General features: G+C 44.2%; 21 protein-coding genes and 2 pseudogenes. 5 read left to right on the forward strand and 18 right to left on the reverse strand.

What is annotated here, in order from left to right; all coding sequences use genetic code 11:
- Positions 1–175: pseudogene (locus DWX28_RS20515) on the forward strand (NADH peroxidase); the annotation flags it as partial.
- Positions 176–192: 17 nt separating this feature from the next.
- On the opposite strand, the gene DWX28_RS19870 reads toward DWX28_RS20515, so the two are convergent.
- From DWX28_RS19870 to rpmG, 11 genes and pseudogenes are all read right to left on the reverse strand, one after another.
- Complete coding sequence (locus tag DWX28_RS19870) at positions 193–807, reverse strand: HAD family hydrolase (protein WP_022213408.1); 615 nt, start codon at positions 805–807, stop codon at positions 193–195.
- A 66-nt stretch (positions 808–873) separates the two neighbouring features.
- Positions 874–1,671 carry a hypothetical protein gene (locus tag DWX28_RS07480; protein ID WP_118252317.1) on the reverse strand — a complete coding sequence of 266 codons (798 nt, stop codon included), beginning with the start codon at positions 1,669–1,671 and terminating at the stop codon, positions 874–876.
- An 11-nt stretch (positions 1,672–1,682) separates the two neighbouring features.
- A pseudogene (locus tag DWX28_RS07485) lies at positions 1,683–1,829 on the reverse strand (metal-sensing transcriptional repressor); the annotation flags it as partial.
- Positions 1,825–2,412, reverse strand: coding sequence for an HD domain-containing protein (locus DWX28_RS07490; RefSeq protein ID WP_118252319.1), 588 nt, complete (start codon positions 2,410–2,412; stop codon positions 1,825–1,827). The pseudogene DWX28_RS07485 and the gene DWX28_RS07490, both read right to left, overlap by 5 nt.
- A gap of 128 nt (positions 2,413–2,540) precedes the next feature.
- Positions 2,541–3,359: a transglutaminase domain-containing protein gene (locus tag DWX28_RS07495; RefSeq protein WP_022213405.1), complete on the reverse strand. Its 819-nt coding sequence runs from the start codon at positions 3,357–3,359 to the stop codon at positions 2,541–2,543.
- 25 nt (positions 3,360–3,384) lie between these two features.
- The gene (locus DWX28_RS07500) at positions 3,385–4,347 is read right to left on the reverse strand and encodes a D-alanyl-D-alanine carboxypeptidase family protein (protein ID WP_022213404.1); all 963 of its coding nucleotides are present in this window, start codon (positions 4,345–4,347) and stop codon (positions 3,385–3,387) included.
- 281 nt (positions 4,348–4,628) lie between these two features.
- Positions 4,629–5,321 (reverse strand): 50S ribosomal protein L1, encoded by a 693-nt coding sequence (gene rplA, locus DWX28_RS07505; RefSeq protein WP_022213403.1) that lies wholly within the window; start codon positions 5,319–5,321, stop codon positions 4,629–4,631.
- 62 nt (positions 5,322–5,383) lie between these two features.
- Positions 5,384–5,809, reverse strand: a complete 426-nt coding sequence (gene rplK, locus DWX28_RS07510) for a 50S ribosomal protein L11 (protein WP_015540664.1) — start codon at positions 5,807–5,809, stop codon at positions 5,384–5,386.
- A gap of 57 nt (positions 5,810–5,866) precedes the next feature.
- Positions 5,867–6,382 (reverse strand): transcription termination/antitermination protein NusG, encoded by a 516-nt coding sequence (gene nusG / locus DWX28_RS07515; RefSeq protein WP_022215465.1) that lies wholly within the window; start codon positions 6,380–6,382, stop codon positions 5,867–5,869.
- A 16-nt stretch (positions 6,383–6,398) separates the two neighbouring features.
- Positions 6,399–6,608, reverse strand: coding sequence for a preprotein translocase subunit SecE (secE, locus tag DWX28_RS07520; protein ID WP_022215466.1), 210 nt, complete (start codon positions 6,606–6,608; stop codon positions 6,399–6,401).
- Positions 6,609–6,668: 60 nt separating this feature from the next.
- A complete protein-coding gene (rpmG, locus tag DWX28_RS07525) occupies positions 6,669–6,818 on the reverse strand; it encodes a 50S ribosomal protein L33 (RefSeq protein ID WP_044925727.1) in 150 nt (49 codons plus the stop codon).
- Positions 6,819–7,084: 266 nt separating this feature from the next.
- On the opposite strand from rpmG, the gene DWX28_RS07530 reads away from it, so the two are divergent.
- Together DWX28_RS07530 and DWX28_RS07535 are read left to right on the forward strand one after the other, a co-directional pair.
- On the forward strand, positions 7,085–7,870 hold the full coding sequence (locus DWX28_RS07530; protein ID WP_118252321.1) for an ABC transporter permease: 786 nt from the start codon (positions 7,085–7,087) through the stop codon (positions 7,868–7,870).
- Between the two features lies 1 nt (position 7,871).
- Positions 7,872–8,609, forward strand: coding sequence for an ABC transporter ATP-binding protein (locus DWX28_RS07535; RefSeq protein WP_022215469.1), 738 nt, complete (start codon positions 7,872–7,874; stop codon positions 8,607–8,609).
- 49 nt (positions 8,610–8,658) lie between these two features.
- Here DWX28_RS07535 and DWX28_RS07540 read toward each other — a convergent pair whose 3' ends face one another.
- The 3 genes from DWX28_RS07540 to DWX28_RS07550 are packed head-to-tail and all read right to left on the reverse strand — an operon-like array spanning position 8,659 to position 11,723.
- Positions 8,659–9,495, reverse strand: coding sequence for a glycosyltransferase (locus DWX28_RS07540; RefSeq protein WP_022215470.1), 837 nt, complete (start codon positions 9,493–9,495; stop codon positions 8,659–8,661).
- Positions 9,496–9,499: 4 nt separating this feature from the next.
- The gene (locus DWX28_RS07545) at positions 9,500–10,336 is read right to left on the reverse strand and encodes a LicD family protein (RefSeq protein WP_118252322.1); all 837 of its coding nucleotides are present in this window, start codon (positions 10,334–10,336) and stop codon (positions 9,500–9,502) included.
- Positions 10,305–11,723: a sugar transferase gene (locus DWX28_RS07550; RefSeq protein WP_173905696.1), complete on the reverse strand. Its 1,419-nt coding sequence runs from the start codon at positions 11,721–11,723 to the stop codon at positions 10,305–10,307. Before DWX28_RS07550 ends, DWX28_RS07545 begins: the two co-directional genes overlap by 32 nt.
- Before the next feature lie 377 nt (positions 11,724–12,100).
- Between DWX28_RS07550 and DWX28_RS07555 the strand changes: the two genes are divergently transcribed.
- Positions 12,101–13,240 carry a glucose-1-phosphate adenylyltransferase gene (locus tag DWX28_RS07555; protein WP_022215473.1) on the forward strand — a complete coding sequence of 380 codons (1,140 nt, stop codon included), beginning with the start codon at positions 12,101–12,103 and terminating at the stop codon, positions 13,238–13,240.
- Between the two features lies 1 nt (position 13,241).
- A complete protein-coding gene (gene glgD, locus DWX28_RS07560) occupies positions 13,242–14,357 on the forward strand; it encodes a glucose-1-phosphate adenylyltransferase subunit GlgD (RefSeq protein WP_022215474.1) in 1,116 nt (371 codons plus the stop codon).
- Between the two features lie 13 nt (positions 14,358–14,370).
- Here glgD and DWX28_RS07565 read toward each other — a convergent pair whose 3' ends face one another.
- The 4 genes from DWX28_RS07565 to DWX28_RS07580 all read right to left on the reverse strand — a co-directional run bounded on the left by DWX28_RS07565 (position 14,371) and on the right by DWX28_RS07580 (position 19,819).
- The gene (locus DWX28_RS07565; protein WP_118252324.1) at positions 14,371–15,120 is read right to left on the reverse strand and encodes a histidine kinase dimerization/phospho-acceptor domain-containing protein; all 750 of its coding nucleotides are present in this window, start codon (positions 15,118–15,120) and stop codon (positions 14,371–14,373) included.
- Positions 15,121–15,546: 426 nt separating this feature from the next.
- On the reverse strand, positions 15,547–16,089 hold the full coding sequence (locus DWX28_RS07570) for an HdeD family acid-resistance protein (protein ID WP_118252325.1): 543 nt from the start codon (positions 16,087–16,089) through the stop codon (positions 15,547–15,549).
- A complete protein-coding gene (gene ftsH / locus DWX28_RS07575) occupies positions 16,073–17,929 on the reverse strand; it encodes an ATP-dependent zinc metalloprotease FtsH (RefSeq protein WP_118252326.1) in 1,857 nt (618 codons plus the stop codon). Before ftsH ends, DWX28_RS07570 begins: the two co-directional genes overlap by 17 nt.
- 150 nt (positions 17,930–18,079) lie before the next feature.
- A complete protein-coding gene (locus DWX28_RS07580; protein ID WP_118252327.1) occupies positions 18,080–19,819 on the reverse strand; it encodes an acetyl-CoA carboxylase carboxyltransferase subunit alpha in 1,740 nt (579 codons plus the stop codon).
- Positions 19,820–19,832: the final 13 nt, after the last annotated feature.

The following is a 19,832-nucleotide window of genomic DNA, read 5'->3' on the forward strand; positions in this document are numbered from 1 at the left end:
TGAGATGCGTGTAGAAGCTGAGAACGGTGCTACTGCTGGTAAATTCGACCTGGCTAAACGTGCTAAAGCTGCTAACCTCGACGCAATCCATGACACAGTTCATGAAATGGCTCGTGATGAGGCGAGACACGGAAAAGCATTCGCAGGTCTGCTTAAGAGATATTTCGGAGAATAAACCATCATATAAAACAATCATCCCCAGGGCTTATAACCCTGGGGACTTTTTTTATAATACCAACAATTAATCCAATGACTGTAACCATTTAATATTTCCTCCACATAAATCATCGTACATCCCTGATTCAGAAATTCTTCTGCCTGTTTTTCCACATCTGCCGGGAAATTGATCCGATTTTCACGAAGCATATCCACATTTCCCGCCAAAATTGTGTGTGTATCCACTTCACACGAAACGCCGCGTCCAGGGATCATCTCAAACTGTCCGGTGGATAACAGTTCTCTCTTCATTTCCTGTCTGTAACAGTTTACGACTGCTTTTCCAAGCGGATGTTCAGACAACTGCTCTGCCGGGATAGTTTTCTCTCCTGCTTCTGTGAGCACTCTGGCTGTCTGTGGTGTCAGATGTACCAGTTTCTCAATACCTGCCCTTGCCTTAGCAACAGTCAGTTCTTCCAGAAGTCCTCCAAGCTGCATGATGAAGGCAACTTCACCGGCTGCAAAATCTTCTCTGATGAGTACGGATGCGATCAGGGCCAGCGAAACAAGTACGTCTGCCTTGATATCAAACTCTGTGACAAGTCCGATGACTGCTTCCAGAATGATCGGGATTCCGCACAGAATGATCATTTCTATTTTCCATAAAATCGACAAAAAAAATAAAAGCCTGGGCGCACCATAGCTTTTATTTTATGTTTATGCGATTTTTTTGCGGAAAGCAGCTTTATAATCATATTGACTATATTTGATTCCACAGTATCTGTTCATTCCTCTTCTTTTTCCGAAGTAAGAATCATATACCCGGCCATTGATTTCTGTCCATGTATGTAAATTGTCTTTTCTTGAGGCTCTGGAACAGACATATACGTTTCTGTAGCCAATTACTTTCGCTATATATGCCATTGCACATGCGTATGAAATACAGTTGCCTGACCTGCGCTCAAAAAGATCGTTGGCATTTATCGCACACCAGGCATCTCCACCTTCACTGAGTGTTCTCCAGGCTCCCAGTCCATTGCACTTCATCCATCTGTAACAGACCTTAAGCTTCTGTGTTTTGCTCATGCCACTGGTTGTAACTCCGTTTACAATCCTTCGCGCATTCTGATAAGCCTTCAGATCATTTAACTGCTCTCTGTTGAGCTTTTTACCAGATGGTGACAGATAACGGGATCCTTCTTTGATTCCCTGGACATGCCCATTGTTCTCAATGTAATATGTTTTTCCTGCACTAGTCACATTTTTTCGCTGCAACACACCATTGGCATTGAAAAAATAATAATTCATGCCTACTTTCTGACACCCTTTGACAAACTTTCCATTTCTCTGGTACTTTCGTCCATTAGCTGTAGTGACCCATCCACTCCGCATTCCGGATGTGAAATCTGCTACACTTTCTTTCATTTCTGCTGCACTTACTGTTTCTGTCATAACCGGAGATATTACCAGAAGTGCACATATAGCTACTGTCAGCAACTCTTTTATTTTTTTCATAATACACCTTTCTATTTCATATTTGCAAAATGTTCTACTGCCTTTGTAAAGTTCTCAATTGTTTTGTCCGGATCTCCATGTTCAATTCCCTCCCGGACGCAGTGCTTGATATGACCTTCCAGCACCACCTGACCAGCTTTATGCAGAGCCGATTTAGCTCTCTCCTCTTTCTGATTTAGCTCTGCACTCTGCGATCTTTTTCCTGCTGTCATTTCGTACTTCATTACGAAGTTTTGTCAGATATTCTGAAAACTGAACTTTGTCATTACCATAGGTCATCTGCAGGTCATACTCAAGCGGAATCCATGTAGAAATATCGGATTCATTATGCTGGATCAATGCCTCCAGATTGTCCAGTGCCTTATAAATTCTGGCTTCCAGTGTCTGACGTTCCTCCATCTCCTGGTAGAGTGCCTGCATTTCCTCTGCAAATGGCTTCGGAAGCTGTCTGACCCATTCCTTCAGTCGTTGTGCTTCTTTCTCCTCATCTGATTCTGTCTTTTCGAATGTAGGAATATCACCTGTAAAAGCTTCTCCAAGATCATGAATCAGACACATTTTCATTAGTTTCTCTATATCAGCTTCCGGGAATTCATCGCTGACAAAATATGCCATCAATGTGATTCTCCATGAATGCTCTGCGACACTTTCTCTCCTGCCGCCTGATGTGTAACAGTGTCTTGTCGCATCTTTCAGTTTCTCTGCTACGGCCAAAGCCTCCATCAATCTGACTGGTTCCATATGTGTGTCATCCCTTTTATTTATAATCACCTCGTATTATAGCATCTTTTTCTCAATAAAACTACGTTTGAAATATTAATTTTCACTAAAAAAAACGATCCATTTCTGAACCAGTTTTTTAGATTTTCTCAGGAAAGTTTTTTCTTTGTAACCGGAGATAAGGTGTAAACACCATAACTTACATTATAGTTTCTGCTGTAGCTCTTGGCTTCTGCAAAAAGTGGATCGTATACACGTCCATTGATCTCTGTCCATGCATGAGAGTTGTCGTCGCTTCTTACACCATCTGCACAGATATAAACATTTTTGTAGCCGAGGGCTTTTGCAAGGTATGCGAAAGCGGATGCATCTGCGATACAGTCACCACAGCCGCGTTCAAAATGATCGTTTGCCTGTACTGCGTACCATACCGGACCACCCTGATCGAAACGTCTCCATGTAAAATAATATTTGCTCATAACCCAGCGGAAACATGCTTCCAGTTTCTGGCTTTTGGACATTCTGCTGTTGGTAACCTGATTTATTACATTTCTTGCATTCTGATATGCTCTGAAATCCAGGGCTTTGTTTGCTGACATTGCCTTTCCGTTGTTATAATAAAAAGTGGAACCTTTCCTCCAGCCTGTTACATGTGCGTAGTCGTCAATAAAGTACTGTACACCCTTGTAGGTTGTGTTTTTCTGTGCTTTAAATCCGTTTTTATTAAAAAGATAAACATATTTGCCGATCTTATGACAGCCTGTAATGTATTTGCCGTTTTTGAAATATCTCATTCCACCGGTTTTGAGTTTGTACCAGCCTTTGATCGTGGTCTTTTTCTTTGTTGTTGTGGATGTTGTCTTTTTTGTTGATGTGGTTGCTGCACTGGCTGTTTCTGTAAATGTCGGTACTGTCGTCATGAGCATCGCGCAGAGACAGAATGCCAGTATCTTTTTCATTTTTTTCATGTTAAACATGACCTCTCTTAAAAATTTATTTTCCATACAATACCGAGGAGGCTTCTCCCAGGCGATTGTATAGTTTTACTGCATCATCAATATGCGGGGTTCCTGCCTGATATGCACCGGCAGTTACCAGTATGTATTCTATGTCGTCAATTTCTGCAAAGCTTGCAAGACAGCAGCCTGCTTCACTGGTGAATCCTGTTTTGCCGCCCAGGATCTGCCCATCGATGACTGTTGTGTCGGATAAGTTCTTGAACATGGTGCTGTAAAAAGTGAAACCATCCGGGTGCACGTTGGTTGCCTGTGTGGAATGATAGGGGCTTTCTATGATCTCACGAAAGGTGTCATTCTTGAGAGCGTAGTGCAGAAGGGTTGCGATGTCCTTTGCGGTGCTGTAATGGTTATCTGCGTGGAGACCTGTTGTGTTGCAGAAATGGGTATTGTCTAAGCCGAGTTTTTCGGCTTTCTGGTTCATCAGGTCTACGAAGGCATCTTCAGAGCCGGCGATCGTGACGGCGAGGGCGCGGCAGCACTCTGCTCCGGAGGGGAGCATGACGCCGTAGAGATAGTCTATTGCGGGGGCGGTTTCACCGGGCTGGAAACCTGCCTGGGTTGCGTCCTGGGCGTAGAGGTCGGCTACCATATCGTTGGTTAGGGTGATCTGCTGATCCAGATCGCTCAGATTCTCTATTGCTACGATTGTGGTCATGATTTTGGTCATGGAGGCGGGATACATTTGGGTATCGCCGTTTATGTCGCCGATGACTTTGCCGGTGCCTGCCTGCATGAGAACTGCGTAGGAGCTGTTGATGCCGGTGATGTCCAGCTCCTGGACTGATGGTTTTGTTAGTTGGTTTATCCAGATGGTGATCTGGGTGCCGAAGCCGAAGTTCTGGGAGAATACCAGAAGGAGTGAAACTACTACCAGGATTTCTGCTATTAGGATGATGATTTTACTTTGTAAGGAATTTTTTCTTCTTTTCTTTGTCAAACTGACTCCCTCGTTTCCGAATTGTAGGTTTTGGGTTTTATTTTATCATTTTAGCATAAAATGGTGTAATTTTGAATTTTTTTGTGTTTGGAAACATTAAAACCCTTAGGGGGAGCATCTCGAAGTCTGCGAAGGCCGAAGCTCCCCCTAAGAACCCCCTTCTTAGCCACGCGGTTTTGGTATGGGGACGGGCGTGCCTGGGGCGCCGCCCTGGGGATTGGGAAAATCATATTAAAAAAAAGACATCCCTGCTTGCGCGCGGGATGTCTCTCTTATTTATTTTAGGCAAATTTAACTGGGTTGACTTTGACTCCTGGTCCCATGGTTGGGGTAAGGACAACGCTTCTTAAGTACTGTCCTTTCAGGGTGCTTGGTCTAGCCTTTACAATTGCCTCCATGAGCGTCTGGAAGTTGTCGCTTAACTGTTCCTCAGTAAAGGAAGCTTTACCGATCGGAACATGGATGATATTGGTTTTGTCAAGACGGTATTCAATCTTACCTGCTTTAATATCATTGATTGCTTTTGTAACGTCCATAGTTACTGTTCCAGCTTTCGGGTTCGGCATGAGACCTTTTGGTCCGAGTACACGACCAAGACGTCCTACAACACCCATCATGTCTGGTGTAGCAACAACAACGTCGAAATCAAGCCATCCTTCGTTCTGAATTCTCGGGATGAGATCTTCTGCTCCTACGTAATCTGCTCCAGCTGCTTTTGCTTCTTCTGCTTTTGCGTCTTTTGCAAATACGAGAACACGAACTTTTTTACCAGTTCCATGAGGCAGAACTACTGCACCACGGATCTGCTGGTCTGCATGACGTCCATCGCAGCCTGTACGGATGTGAGCTTCGATAGTTTCGTCAAATTTAGCAACTGCTGATTTCTTTACAAGGCTGATAGCTTCAGCGGTATCATATAATGTTGCGCGGTCTACTGCTTTAGCAGCTTCCACGTATTTCTTTCCTCGTTTCATTTCTATAACCTCCTGTGGTAATTGCGGGAATTTCCCTCCCACTCACTTCAATTTGTAATTTCTCAGTCTACGACTTCGATTCCCATGCTTCTTGCAGTACCAGCGATCATGCTCATAGCTGCTTCAAGGGATGCTGCATTCAGGTCTTTCATCTTCAGTTCGGCGATTTCCTGAACCTGAGCTTTTGTTACTTTTGCAACTTTTGTTTTGTTCGGTACGCCGGAACCGGATTTGATGTTAGCTGCCTTCTTAAGAAGAACTGCTGCCGGCGGAGTTTTGGTTATGAAGCTGAAACTTCTGTCTGCATAAACAGTGATAACTACAGGAATGATAAGATCTCCCTGATCTGCTGTTCTTGCATTAAACTCTTTTGTGAACTGTACAATGTTTACACCGTGCTGTCCAAGAGCCGGACCAACCGGTGGTGCTGGAGTTGCTTTACCAGCAGGAATCTGTAATTTAATATAGCCTGTTACTTTTTTTGCCATTTTTCGGCACCTCCTATGTGGTATTGGCGGGGGTTGTTCCCTCCCACTTGAATGTGTTTACGCTTTCTTAATATCTGCGAAACTTATTTCTACCGGCGTTTCGCGGCCAAACAATTCAACATTGATAGTAACCGTCTGCTTCTGAGTGCTGAGCGCAGAAATAACGCCTGCGGTGTCCTTCCAGGCTCCGCCTGTTACGACAACCATGTCACCCTCTGCAAAATCTACCTGAATGTCTTCTTTCTTGATTCCTAACGGAAGCATTTCTTCTTCTGTAAGAGGAACCGGTTTGGATCCCGGTCCTACGAATCCGGTAACGCCTCTGGTGTTACGAACAACATACCAGGTATCATCATTCATGACCATGTTGAGAAGCACATAGCCCGGAAACATTTTTTTCTGGACCTGCTTTGCAGCACCGTTTCGCATCTCTACTACATCCTGCAGCGGAACGCGAACTTCCAGAATCTGGTCTTCCAGGTGTCTGTTTTCGATTGTTTTTTCAATGTTGGCTTTTACTTTGTTTTCATACCCTGAATAAGTATGAACAACATACCATTTTGCTTCTGACATACAATCACCGTTATCCTTATTTCATTAAAAGATTTACACCTTCCAGGATTGCAGAATCCATAATACTGATAATTACAGCAAGTACTACTGTAATGGCAACAACCGCAATGGTTTGTTTAACCAGTGTAGGTCTGTCAACCCAGACAATCTTTTTGAATTCCGATTGAAGTCCCTGAAACCATTTTTTCTTCTGACCAGTGCCAGCAGATTTTTCTTTCTCTTGCATAGTCTAACCTCACAATTCGTTACTGCTCACGAAGTGAACAGTCACCTTAATTCTTTGTGATTACTTTGTTTCCTTGTGCAGAGTATGGGTACGGCAGAACTTACAATATTTCTTTGTTTCAAGACGCTCAGGATGATTCTTTTTCTCCTTGGTCATATTGTAGTTACGCTGCTTGCACTCCGTACATGCCAATGTAATCTTAACGCGCACAACTTCCACCTCCAGTGTTTTCATTTGCGTGAGTCTTTCTTTTATTTTTTGCATAAAAAAAAGACCTAACTTCCATGTCGCCCGTCTAGTTTATCACACCTTATACATGAAGTCAAGTGTTTTGCTTTTTTTTATAGAAGTATTTCTTATAAAAATAAGTTTTCTCTTGTCAACGTTCCCTCTGTAGTGTATGATAAAAAAGTCGAATGCCCTCAGTTTTCTGGGGGTCTATAATTTTATCAAAAATAAATATAGGAGCGGATTTTATGTTTAATCGATTCAAGGATGACTTGAAGAAGTACTGGAAGTACGCAATCTATTCTTCCAAGGCTCAGTTAAAATCCGAAATAGCCAATTCCTATCTGAACTGGCTGTGGTGGGTACTGGATCCTCTTTGTTTTATGCTGATCTATGTATTCATGTTCGGATATGTTTTCAAGTCCAATCAGCAGTACTTTGCAATTTTCGTCTTTATTGGTATCACTCTGTGGGACTTTTTTAATAAATCTCTTTTGCAGAGTGTCAAGGTAATCAAGGCCAATAAGCCGATCGTATCCAAAGTATATATACCGAAATTCATCCTTCTTTTTGTCAAGATGGGCGTTAACGGATTTAAGATGTGTATTTCCCTTCTTATTATTCTCGCCATGATGCTTGTATTCAGAGTTCCTGTAACCTGGAATGTTCTGTATTTCATTCCTATTCTGATGACTCTGATTGTTATTGTATTTGGATTTTCCTGTTTTCTCCTTCATTACGGAGTATTTGTAGAGGATCTTTCCAATGTGCTGAACATTGTGCTGCGTTTCCTGTTTTATCTGACCGGTGTATTCTGGAATATCATGGACAGGCTCCCGGCACCTTACAACAATTATATCGGAAAGGGAAACCCTATTGCGTTTTTGTTGACTGCCTCCCGTGACTGCCTGATCTACGGCAAAACACCTCACAGGAAACTTCTTCTTATGTGGTTTGTTGTCGGAGTTATCATCAGTATCTTAGGTGTACGTAAGATCTACAAAAATGAAAACAGTTATGTAAAGGTGATATAATATGGAAGAGAAACATGCTATTGAAGTTACTGATCTGGTCATCAGCTACCAGAATCTCAAGAAAACTTCTATCAAAAAGAACCTGTTACAGTTCCACCGTCAGAAGGCTGACCGTTTTGTAGCTGTAAAGGGAATCTCCTTCTATGTTCGTGAAGGTGAGATCCTTGGAATCATTGGCAAGAACGGATGTGGTAAGTCCACCACATTGAACGCTCTGGCCGGCATCTTTTCTCCGGACAGCGGAACGATCGATCTGAAGGGACATTCCATTTCCCTTCTGTCCATTGGTGTTGGTTTCCAGCGTGAAATGACCGGAAGAGAGAATATCATTCTTTCCGGTATGCTCCTTGGCTTCTCCGAGGAGGAAGTTCGTGCAAAGGAAGCTGAAATTGTTGAGTTTGCTGAACTTGGTGAATTTATTGATATGCCTGTAAGGACCTACTCAAGTGGTATGTACTCCAAGCTGGCATTCTCTATCACCGCTATTCTGGAAACAGACATTATGCTGATCGATGAGGTCTTAAGTGTCGGTGACCAGAAATTCAAGAAAAAGAGTTACAACAAAATGAAAAGCCTGATCTCCAATAAGGAGCGTACTGTTATCATCGTATCCCACAGTATTGAGACTCTTCAGGAACTGTGTGATACCGTTATGTGGATGCATGATGGACAGATCAAACGAATCGGTGAGCCGAAGCCGGTTCTTGAAGAATATGTAGACTTCATGGAGAAGAACTAAAAAATGTGCTGGTCATCAGATGTGATCAGCACATTTTTTATACATAAACTTATTTGACATTTCTTAAGAAAAGATGATAAAACTTTTCCCTGGCTCCGCCCGGAATCATTCCGACTGTTGTACGGACCAGACAGTTCTTAATATATTCCTTACGGGTAATAAATTTCTTACAGTAAAGATATCTCTGGAAACGCAGTACCCAGTGAAGATACTCTCTGCCGCCTCTGCGGTCATACATTCCATTTCCGGTACGCATATCAAGAATCACTTCCTGAACATTATATCCCTTGCACCCTTTACGCAACATACGCACCCACAGATAATAATCCTCAAATCCCGGGAAGTCCTGATAATTTCCCGCATGAAGAACAGCCTCCCTGCGGAACATCATACATGGATGATTAAAAGGATTTCTCTTCTTGGCATACTGCAGGATTTCCTCTGAAGTCCTCGGCAGCACTCTCAGGCGATCCATATCGCCCGGTTTCCGGGAAAATTCCTGCAAAGTACCACTCACCAGATCATATCCATCACGTTCTATGATGCGGAACTGTCTCTCGCATCGATCTGGTCTGCTGATGTCGTCACTGTCCATTCTGGCGATCACAGAACAGCGGCATCTTGGAACGCCTACATGTAAGGCATTCCCCAGCCCTTTATTCTCCTTGAGGCGAATAAGCTGAAGCTTTTCTCCCATCTGTTTCTGCGCCCATGTGATTACCTCATTCAGTTCATGGGACAAAGGTCCGTCACAGACAAGTACAAAATCTGAAAAAGGCAAAGTCTGATTCAGCATGCTCTCAATGCTCTGCCGCAAAAACTCCGGATTTTCTTTTCCATATACCGCCATCAGAACAGAATATGTCATCTCTGAATCTGTTCCCATACGATCACTCCTTAATTCTGGTATTATGATGGTTCATCTCCTGAGCGGACGGCGGATTCCAGTACTCTCCGTACATCTGGCGGAGAACAAAATCATAATCCTTCGGTCCTCTCAGCGAAATATCCTCAAACGGATAATCTGCACCTTTACCGTAGTGCTTCCTGTGGAACATTTCCTTGAGCTTGTGGATCCCCATAAAATTTACCAGATATGGTGAACTGTCATAGGAATATTTCTGCATCATACGATCCAGACGCTTCAGTTCTCTGTCTGTACGGAAAATCTTCTCTACCGGAAAGATCTTGCCTGCATTGATCAGGATCTGTTCATGCAGCGGTCTCTTCCGCTTGAGATCGACGTTTGTCGAAAACAGGGAATAATTTACCCTCGCTCTTGCGATCAGAAGCCGGAAGCAATGAAATTTACGAAGATATTTGTTGCCCGGCATTCCATCCAGAGGAAAAATATCGATCCATGCTTCTTTTTCCGCATCAACAGCTGCGGATTCATCGATCACCTTGACACGGCTGTCTGTGATTCTCGGTACATAATGATGATAACCTTCTGTTTTCTTAAAGCTGCAGTAATGAAGGTATTCCGGAAGTTCTTTCTCTGCGATCTTCTCGAAGCGTCTGAAATCCGGTCTCGGCATTCCCACATCAATATCATCATCCCACGGGATAAAGCCTTCATGTCTGACCGCACCCAGCAGTGTTCCTCCGAGTGCATAATAGCGCAGATGATGTTTCTTGCATATTCTCAGGAATTCTTTCAGAATGTCCAGCTCTACAAGCTGAAGTTTCCTGAGATCATTTTGATTCTCTGTTTTCTGTTCTGCCATGGTGAAGATCCTCCCCTGTAATTTCCTCTACGGAATCTTTCAGTGCATTTACCTGATTATCATCTACACCCTCAGAAACTTCCTTCTGGAAAAAGATCTTAACTGTCATCAACAGAAGTTTCAGATCGAGGAAAAACGAATAGTTCTCAATATAGAAGAGATCAAGTTTGAGTTTATCATATGGTGTCGTATTATATTTGCCATAAACCTGTGCATAGCCGGTAAGTCCTGCTTTAACTTTCAGACGATAATAAAATTCCGGAAGTTCCTTACGATATTCACGCATAATTGTCTTACGTTCCGGTCTCGGACCTACCAGGGACATGTCTCCCTTAAAGACGTTGAATAACTGCGGAAGCTCGTCCAGATGAAGATTACGAAGGACCTTACCGACCGGTGTGATCCTGGAATCATGTTTGGATGCAAGTCGCGCACCATGTTTCTCAGAATCCACACACATACTGCGGAATTTGCAGATCTTGAACGGCTTGCCACCAATAGTAAGTCTCTCCTGGAAATAAAATACAGGACCACCGTCGTATAATTTGACACACAATGCCGCGATCAGCATGATCGGAGATGCCACAACAATTCCAATCGCAGATACTACGATATCCAGAAGTCTCTTGGCTGCACGCTGTTCCACAGAAAGTCCCATGTTCTTAGCAACCAGAAGTGGTGTGTCAAAAAGATGGATACGTTCACTTCCCATCAGAATGACATCCGAGATCTTCGGACTCAGATAACAACGGATAGAATGTGCAAAACAGTGTTTCAGATAACGGTTCCTGATCTGTGAAGGAAGATCCCAGATGATAACTCCGTCATATTCCTTCATCAATCGATAAATTTCTTTCTCTCCTGCATCAATGTGAACCTTGCCGCTGATGTCATATTTATCCTTACGGGAATTCATCTTGTGAATCAGGTCCCCCGGATCTCTGTCCCCGTAGATCACCAGCAGTTTACGCGCACGGTAAAGTCTGGAATAAATATATCTTGACAGCCAGATCCAGATCAGAATGATCACAAACTGTACCAGCGTCATCTCCACCATCGGCCACGGATCAAGGAACCAGCGGTTGATCAGGGTTATCTGGAAATATGTGATAACATTCGTACAGATCGTCGCGATCGTCATCGAATAAAATACATCGATACGCTTCAGGTAACCGACCTTGAGTCCTCCATATAATCTGGAAAACAGGACATTGATCAGGGCATAGATCGCGATCAGCACCCAGTTACCTTTTCTCCAGAAAGGTTCAAAGATCAGACCACGGTAAAAATCGTACCAGATATACGCAAAAACAGCTGTCTGGGCGATCACCACAAGGCTTGCCAGACAGAAAACAACAAAGCGTTTAAAATCTTCTCGTCTTTTCACCAGAATACCTCTTATTCTAATCATATATTATTTCTTTTTCCTGACGTTGCTATTATAACGTATATCTTCTTTTCCGTCCAGTCATTGCAAAATGTTTGCCGTTTTTCCGCTCTTTCGGGTGTGGTTTTATGGATGTTTCCGACAATTTTTATTCGTATTTTGTAGTATTTTGTAGTATTTTAGTGCATTTTACATGATTTTTGTTTGTTTTTTACTTATTTTTCCTTTTTTTTCATTTTTTTTAATGCATTCTTTACAACACGCATTTTTTTTCTTCAATAAAATAGACTTTTTTGCTCAAAAATGTAGAAATGTTTTTGTAAAAATTGTATAATAGGAGATATACAAGCATTATTAAAGGAAAGTGAGGGTTCACTATGAAACAAAACAACATGTTAGCGATGATCCTGGCTGGCGGCCGTGGCAGTCGTCTCCATGAACTTACCAACAAAGTTGCCAAACCGGCAGTTTCATATGGCGGTAAATACCGCATCGTTGATTTCCCGTTAAGCAACTGCGCTAACAGCGGTGTCGACATCGTGGGTGTTCTTACCCAGTATGAATCTGTCCTTCTGAACAGTTATGTAGCAGCAGGCGGTCGTTGGGGTCTTGATGCAAGAGAAAGCGGAGTTTTCGTTCTCCCGCCTCGTGAAAAAGCCGATGCTGATCTGGACGTATACAGAGGTACTGCTGACGCTATTTCTCAGAATATCGACTTTATTGACAAATACTCACCAGAATATCTTCTGGTTCTCTCCGGCGACCATATCTACAAGATGGATTATGACAAGATGCTGGATTACCACAAGGAAATGAATGCAGACGCTACCATCGCTGTTATCGAAGTACCGATGAAGGAAGCAAGCCGTTTCGGTATCATGAACACAGACGGTGACGGACGTATCGTTGAATTCGAAGAAAAACCTGAACACCCGAAGAGCAATCTTGCATCTATGGGTATCTATATCTTTAACTGGAAACTGCTTCGCAAGATCCTTCTTGCAGATATGAAGAATCCTGATTCTCACCATGACTTTGGTAAGGACGTTATTCCATGTCTCCTGAATGATAAGAAGACACTTGCAGCTTACAAATTCAAAGGCTACTGGAAGGACGTAGGAACCATCGATTCTCTCTGGGAAGCAAACATGGATCTTATCGATTCCCGCAACGAACTGAATCTGAACGATCCGGCATGGAAGATCTACACAGAAGACACATCCGCTCTTCCTCAGTACATAGGACCAAACGCCAAAGTAAATAAGGCCTTCATTACCCAGGGCTGTGTTGTAGAGGGTGAAGTAAATCATTCTGTACTGTTCACCGGATGTAAGGTCGGCGAAGGTGCCAAGATCATCGACAGTGTACTGATGCCAGGCGTAGAAGTAGCTGCAGGCGCAGTTGTACGGCGTGCTCTTGTTGCCGATAATGTCAAGATCGGTCAGGATGCTGTTGTCGGCAGCGCAGACAGTGAAAATATCGAACTCGTGTCCAAACGTGTAAAGGGGGTAGAATAATATGGCAAGAGCATTTGGAATTGTCACATCTTCCGGATCCCATGTTAATGTAGGAGGACTTCAGCAGTATCGTCCGATCGGTGCTTTCTCCTTCCTTGGAAGATATCGTGTCATCGACTTTCCTATTTCAAATATGAGCAACAGCGGCATCGACCGCATTCAGGTATATGTAAAGAACAAACCGCGTTCTCTGGTAGAGCACCTCGGAACCGGCCGTCATTACAACATCAACTCCAAGCGTGGTAAACTCCAGCTTATGTTCTCCCAGAACAGCTCAGAGAACGATGTATACAATACAGATATCGCAGCTTTCGCTGAAAACCTTGAATTCATCGAGCGTATGCATGAACCCTATGTGATCATCGCTCCTGCTTACATGGTATACGCTGCAAACTACAGTGAACTTCTTCAGGCACATATTGATTCCGGTGCGGACATTTCTCTTCTGTATCATTCCGTTGATAACGCAAGAGAATCTTTTCTGAACTGCGATATCCTGAACCTGAACAAGCAGAAAGGTGTCGAATCCATCGAAAAGAACCGCGGAAGTGCTCAGAAACGCAATATCTTCATGGATACCTATATCATGAACAAAGAGCTTTTCATTGACCTCATCAAAAAAGCCAAAAAGATCTCTTCCATGTACACTCTGCCGCAGATCGTAGCAGCTTCTCTTGGAGATCTGGATATCCGTGGTATTGCACACAGAGGATACTTTGCATCTATCACTGACTTTAACAGTTATTACAATGCAAACCTCTCTTTGATCGATATCAAGACTGCTGAGGGACTGTTCAATCCGGAATGGCCAATCTACACCAGAACCAACGATTCCTGCCCGACTCAGTATCTTGAGGGAGCAGATGTTAAGAATTCCGTTATCTCCAACGGCTGCATCATCGAAGGAACCGTAGAGAACTCCGTAATCGGACGTGGCTGCCAGATCAAACCTGGTGCTGTCGTTAAGAACAGTGTTGTACTTGCTCATACTGTAGTTGGTGAGAATGCACACATTGAGAATCAGGTTATGGATAAATGGGCCAGGGTTATCCATGGCAATGAGATCATTGCTGAGGAGGGACATCCTGGATATATCCGCAGAGATGATATACTGTAATCCAAACTTTCTTTTAATAAAATGAAAAAATACCCGGCGGGCAGTTTGTCCATCGGGTATTTTTTCGTCTCTGATCCTTTTTTATAAGATAACGGTAATCGTTAATCCTCTGCCATTTTTGTTCTCTGCCGTGATACTGGGATTCTCCGCTTTCCATTTCCATGACCTCTGTGTTTGCATCAATGATCGTCAGTGGTGTCTTGAGCTCGTGGCTCGCGTCTGTGATAAAGCGTTTCTGTTTCTGGATACTCTCTTCTACCGGTCGGAATACCATCCTGGAAAAGATCACTACCAGCAGAAAGACGTATTTTGCTCCGTCTTCTGTCTCCGTCACTCTGTAGCGGTAGATTCCCTGGAATCCTGTGGTTTTGTTTTTTTGCTGAGCTGTCTGTGTGTATTCCTCGGCAGTCTCCTCATCAACCGCTGCGATCCTGTCCAGATCACAGTCTGTGACTTCTCCGTTCTCATCCACAGTCACAGTAAAATAGCGCGTCTCAAATGGTGTCTCCACAGAAAAACGACTCTTGTCTTTTTTATTATTCTCTGGTTTCGCCGGTGGAGTTTCTGTGTCGTCCTGCTCATGCCATGACGGCTCCTCCGGGAATTTCCCGTCGTTCTGTTCGAGAAGTGCTGTCATTTCATCTGCACGGTCCAGCATTTCTCTGTAATTGCTGAAATTGACAACGCCCATGATGGCGGTGAGCACCAGCATGGTCGAAAGCATTGCCACTAGAATAAATTTTTTTCTTAAATCCCGTATCATGACTGTATCTCCAGATAATAGCCCTGTCCTCGTGCTGCTTTGATCTTCACGTTACGGTCTGTTGAGATCACCTGACTCGGGTTTGCCGCAAGGAGTTCCATGACCTGAAACTCCTTGTTTGGCAGTCTGCACGCATCTGTGGGGGATTTTAGTTCAAAGGTGGTGCAGTCAAGGGAAAGATTTCCGACTTTTAATGTTGAGCTGACGGCTTCTGTCCGAGGAACTATCGGTAGATTCTGCCGCTGTCGCCGCGGAGTTTCCTGCTGCGTAAACGCTTGCTGTTGACATACTTAATACTAATCCTAACATTACTGCTACATATTTTTTCTTCATAAAAAAGTTCCACCTTTCTGTGTTCGTTTCGATAAGTACACTATACAGGTGGAACTTTAATTTTACTTTAAAGTAGTTGTAAAGATTTTGTGATCAACGATAATATCTTTTTCCACTGAATGCTGTCACTACACACTCAATCCCCTCAAGGATCAGATAAGAGCCAACCAGCACTCCCATGGAAAGAATCGTGACCATCGGCCGGAACACCAGCATAATTCCGACGATCAGCCCAAGAATATTCAGGATCAGGGAAAGTGTGTAGTAAGTACTTCCAAAATGCATCTTCATATACTGCAGATGCGAAAGTCTGGAAATACAGTGTGCAATGATCCAGATCGGAAGGAGCATTGCGATCGCCCAGGTTCCTGCACTCGGATGTACCATCAGCATAAAACCTGCCATGATACCCAGAATTCCAGTCACAAGGGAAATGATCGGTCCGAAACCGGTGAAACGTTCCATTTTAACATACAGAACGATATCAGCGATTCCACTGAAAACTGCGATCAGTCCACACAGTACTACGATCCAGGTAATAATGCCTACCGGCTGTTTAATGATAAAAATCCCAAGAATGATCAGAACGATTCCCAAGATCAGTTCTGTCCATCCAATGTCAGACTGTCTTCTCATGATCGTTCGCCTCCTTTGTTTCGCTTCCGTTCAGGATCGCCATGAACTCATCTCCCGTGATCGTCTCTTTTTCATAGAGATAATTAGAAAGTTCATCAAGTTTCTGGCGGTTGTCCAGAAGGATCTTTTTCGCTTTTTCATGTTCTCTCTTGACGAGTTCAACTACCTGACGGTCGATCTCTTTCTGCGTATCTGCGGAGCATGCCAGAGATGCATCACCGCCAAGGTACTGATTTGTCACCGTTTCCATTGCCACCATGTCAAAATCATCGCTCATACCATAACGGGTGATCATAGAACGTGCGATCTTGGTCGCCTGCTCGATATCATTAGAAGCACCTGTGGTCACTTCGCCAAATACAACTTCCTCTGCGGCACGTCCACCGGTAAAAGTCGCGATCTTGTTTTCCAGTTCTTTCTTTGTCAGAAGGTATTTATCCCCCTGTTCTACCTGCATGGTATAACCAAGTGCACCGGAAGTTCTCGGAATGATCGTGATCTTCTGGACAGGTGCAGAATGCATCTGCATTGCTGCGACAAGCGCATGTCCGATCTCGTGATATGCGACAACTTTCTTCTCCTGATCGGAAAGTACGGCATTTTTCTTCTGGTATCCTGCGATAACGACTTCGATGCTCTCTTCAAGGTCTGCTTCTGTCACAACTTCGCGGTTGTCGCGGACTGCACGAAGAGCTGCTTCATTGACAATATTGGCAAGTTCCGCACCGGAAGCTCCGGATGCCATTCTTGCGATCGTATGGAAATCTACATCATCAGAAAGCTGAACTTTCTTTGCATGTACTTTAAGGATTGCTTCACGGCCTTCAAGATCCGGAAGTTCCACAGGTACACGGCGGTCAAAACGTCCCGGACGGGTCAATGCCGGGTCAAGAGATTCCGGACGGTTGGTCGCTGCCAGAATGATAACACCATTGTTTCCTCCAAAACCATCCATCTCTGTAAGAAGCTGGTTCAGAGTCTGCTCACGTTCATCATTGCCGCCTGCCATCTGACCGTCACGTTTCTTGCCGATGGCATCGATCTCGTCGATAAATACGATACAAGGAGCCTTTTCTTTTGCCTGGCTGAAAAGATCACGGACTTTGGATGCGCCCATTCCGACGAACATCTCGACAAATTCAGAACCGGACATGGAGAAGAACGGTACATCAGCCTCTCCGGCTACCGCTTTTGCCAGCATAGTCTTACCAGTACCTGGAGGGCCTACGAGCAGGACTCCTTTCGGCATGGAAGCACCGACTTTGGTGTATTTTTCCGGATTGTGAAGATAATCAACGATTTCCTGAAGATTTTCTTTTGCTTCTTCCTCACCTGCAACATCGCTGAAATGAATTCCTTCGGTTGATGGTACATAAACCTTGGCGTTGCTTTTTCCCATTCCAAATGCCATAGAATTCTTGCCGCCCGCCTGGTTCATCATTTTGCGGCCCATATACTGGCCAAGTGCGATAAAGATCACCAGCGGAAGAATACCTGTGAGCAGAAAACTTGCCAGCGGTGATATCTGCTGATCGATCTCCTTGGAAAACTTCGCTCCGGCATCGTAAAGACGCTCTGTCAGAGTCGGGTCGTCCATCACACCTGTTTTGTAAACGATATTCGAGTCATCCTTGTCTGTAAAAAGGATCTGATTGTCCTCAATCTGGACATCCTCAATCTTTTTGTCTTCAATCTTTGACATAAAAGTTCCATAATCTACTTCCCTGACCATGCTCTTCGTGATCATCGGTGTCACGATCACGTTAAAAATGACAAGGACCAGAAGCACGATTCCGTAATAATAAAGCAATGGCTTCTTTGGTGATTTCACTTCTTTCATGAAACAGTTCCTCCTTACCCTGGTTATCTTTTAATTCATTATCCATTATATCCCAGATCCGGTCTTTTTTTATATAGACAAAATCCGCAATATGTTCGATTTTGTCACACATTGCGGATTCTGTCCTACGTTTCTTTTTTATGAAATTTATCAGAATTTGCGAAAACGCGCATATCTCATTTCAAGGAGTTCTTCTTCTGACAGAACTGTATACTGCTTAAGAAAAGCACGGATTCTGTCGTCCAGCCGCTCAGTCACCTGCCACAGACTTTCAGGAGTCAGATTCTCCGGTTCCGGGATCACCTGCTCGATGATTCCTTTCTGGTAAAGGTCAGATGCTGTCAGTTTCATAACTGCTGCAGCTTCTTTGGCTTTGGTGCTGTCTTTCCAGAGAATGCTTGCGAACCCTTCCGGTGAAAGAATGGAATACACGGAGTTTTCCAGCATCCATACCTGATCTCCGGCCGCAAGTGCAAGTGCACCGCCGCTGCCGCCTTCGCCTGTTACAATGGACAGAACCGGCGTTTTCAGTCCGGCAAGTTCCCAGAGATTACAGGCAATTGCCTCGCCCTGTCCCCGTTCTTCTGCCTCGATCCCGCAAAATGCTCCCGGGGTATCCACGAAACAGATGACCGGTCGGTGAAATTTCTCTGCCTGTTTCATCAGACGAAGAGCTTTGCGGTATCCTTCCGGCATCGGCATGCCAAAGTTGTGCGCGATATTTTCTTTTGTGTTGGTTCCTTTTTCCTGCACGATGACAGTGACTGGTCTTCCATGGAATTTTGCGATCCCGCCGATAACTGCCCTGTCATCTCCGTAGTTTCGGTCTCCGTGGAATTCCATGAAATCAGTAAAAAGTGCTTCTATATAATCACTGCCGGACGGACGGTCTGTCTTTCGTGAAAGCTGGACACGTTCCCAGGCTGTGAGGTACGGGTTGATGCCTGCGTGGGCAACATCGGATTTCGGTGAAAATTCATCCTTATTTATATAAGAAGCTTTTTCATTTTCCGAAGTACTGTCTGCGCTCTGCCCCTCATGCATCTCCAGGATCTTTCCAAGTGTTTCTTTCAGATCCTCACGTCTTACAATGTCATCCACAAAACCGTGCTCTACAAGAAATTCTGCTCTCTGAAATCCCTTCGGCAGTTTCTGGCGGATCGTCTGCTCAATGACACGCGGTCCTGCGAATCCGATCAGTGCTCCCGGTTCTGCCAGAATGATATCTCCCAGCATTGCAAAACTTGCCGTCACACCTCCAGTCGTAGGTTCCGTCAAAACACTCACATAAAGTAATCCTGCTTTACTGTGGCGTTCCAGTGCCGCCGATGTCTTTGCCATCTGCATCAGAGATGTAATGCCTTCCTGCATTCTGGCTCCGCCGGAACAGGCAAAAATGATGACCGGAAGTTTTTCTTCCGTTGCACGCTCTACTGCTCTGGTGATTTTTTCACCGACAGCCCAGCCCATGCTCGCCATCAGAAATCTTCCGTCGCAGACTGCGATCACGGCCTCTCTGCCGTTTATTTTGCCCCTGCCTGTGACAACCGCTTCCTTAAGTCCTGTTTTCTCTTGAAGTGCCTGCACTTTTTCCGGATAACCTTTGTAGTTTACAGGATTTCCACCAGCCAGATCATGATCCCACTCTTCAAAAGTTCCCTCATCAATGACCATCTGAATCCTTCGGTATGCATGGATACGAAAATATCCTCCACACTTCGGACAGATATAATTTCCCTGTTTTACATCTTCTGCAATGATCGCCGCTCCGCACTTGTTGCATTTGCGAAGAAGTCCTTCCGGCACTTCTGGTCTGGAAGCACGGGCTGCATTATGGCTCTGTATTCTGGAAACAATTCTTGTCTTTTTGAACATGTTGTCCAACTTCATGGTCATTCACTCC

Origin of the sequence: Blautia sp. AF19-10LB (genome assembly GCF_003461245.1) — a bacterium.
GTDB classification, from domain to species: domain Bacteria; phylum Bacillota; class Clostridia; order Lachnospirales; family Lachnospiraceae; genus Blautia_A; species Blautia_A intestinihominis.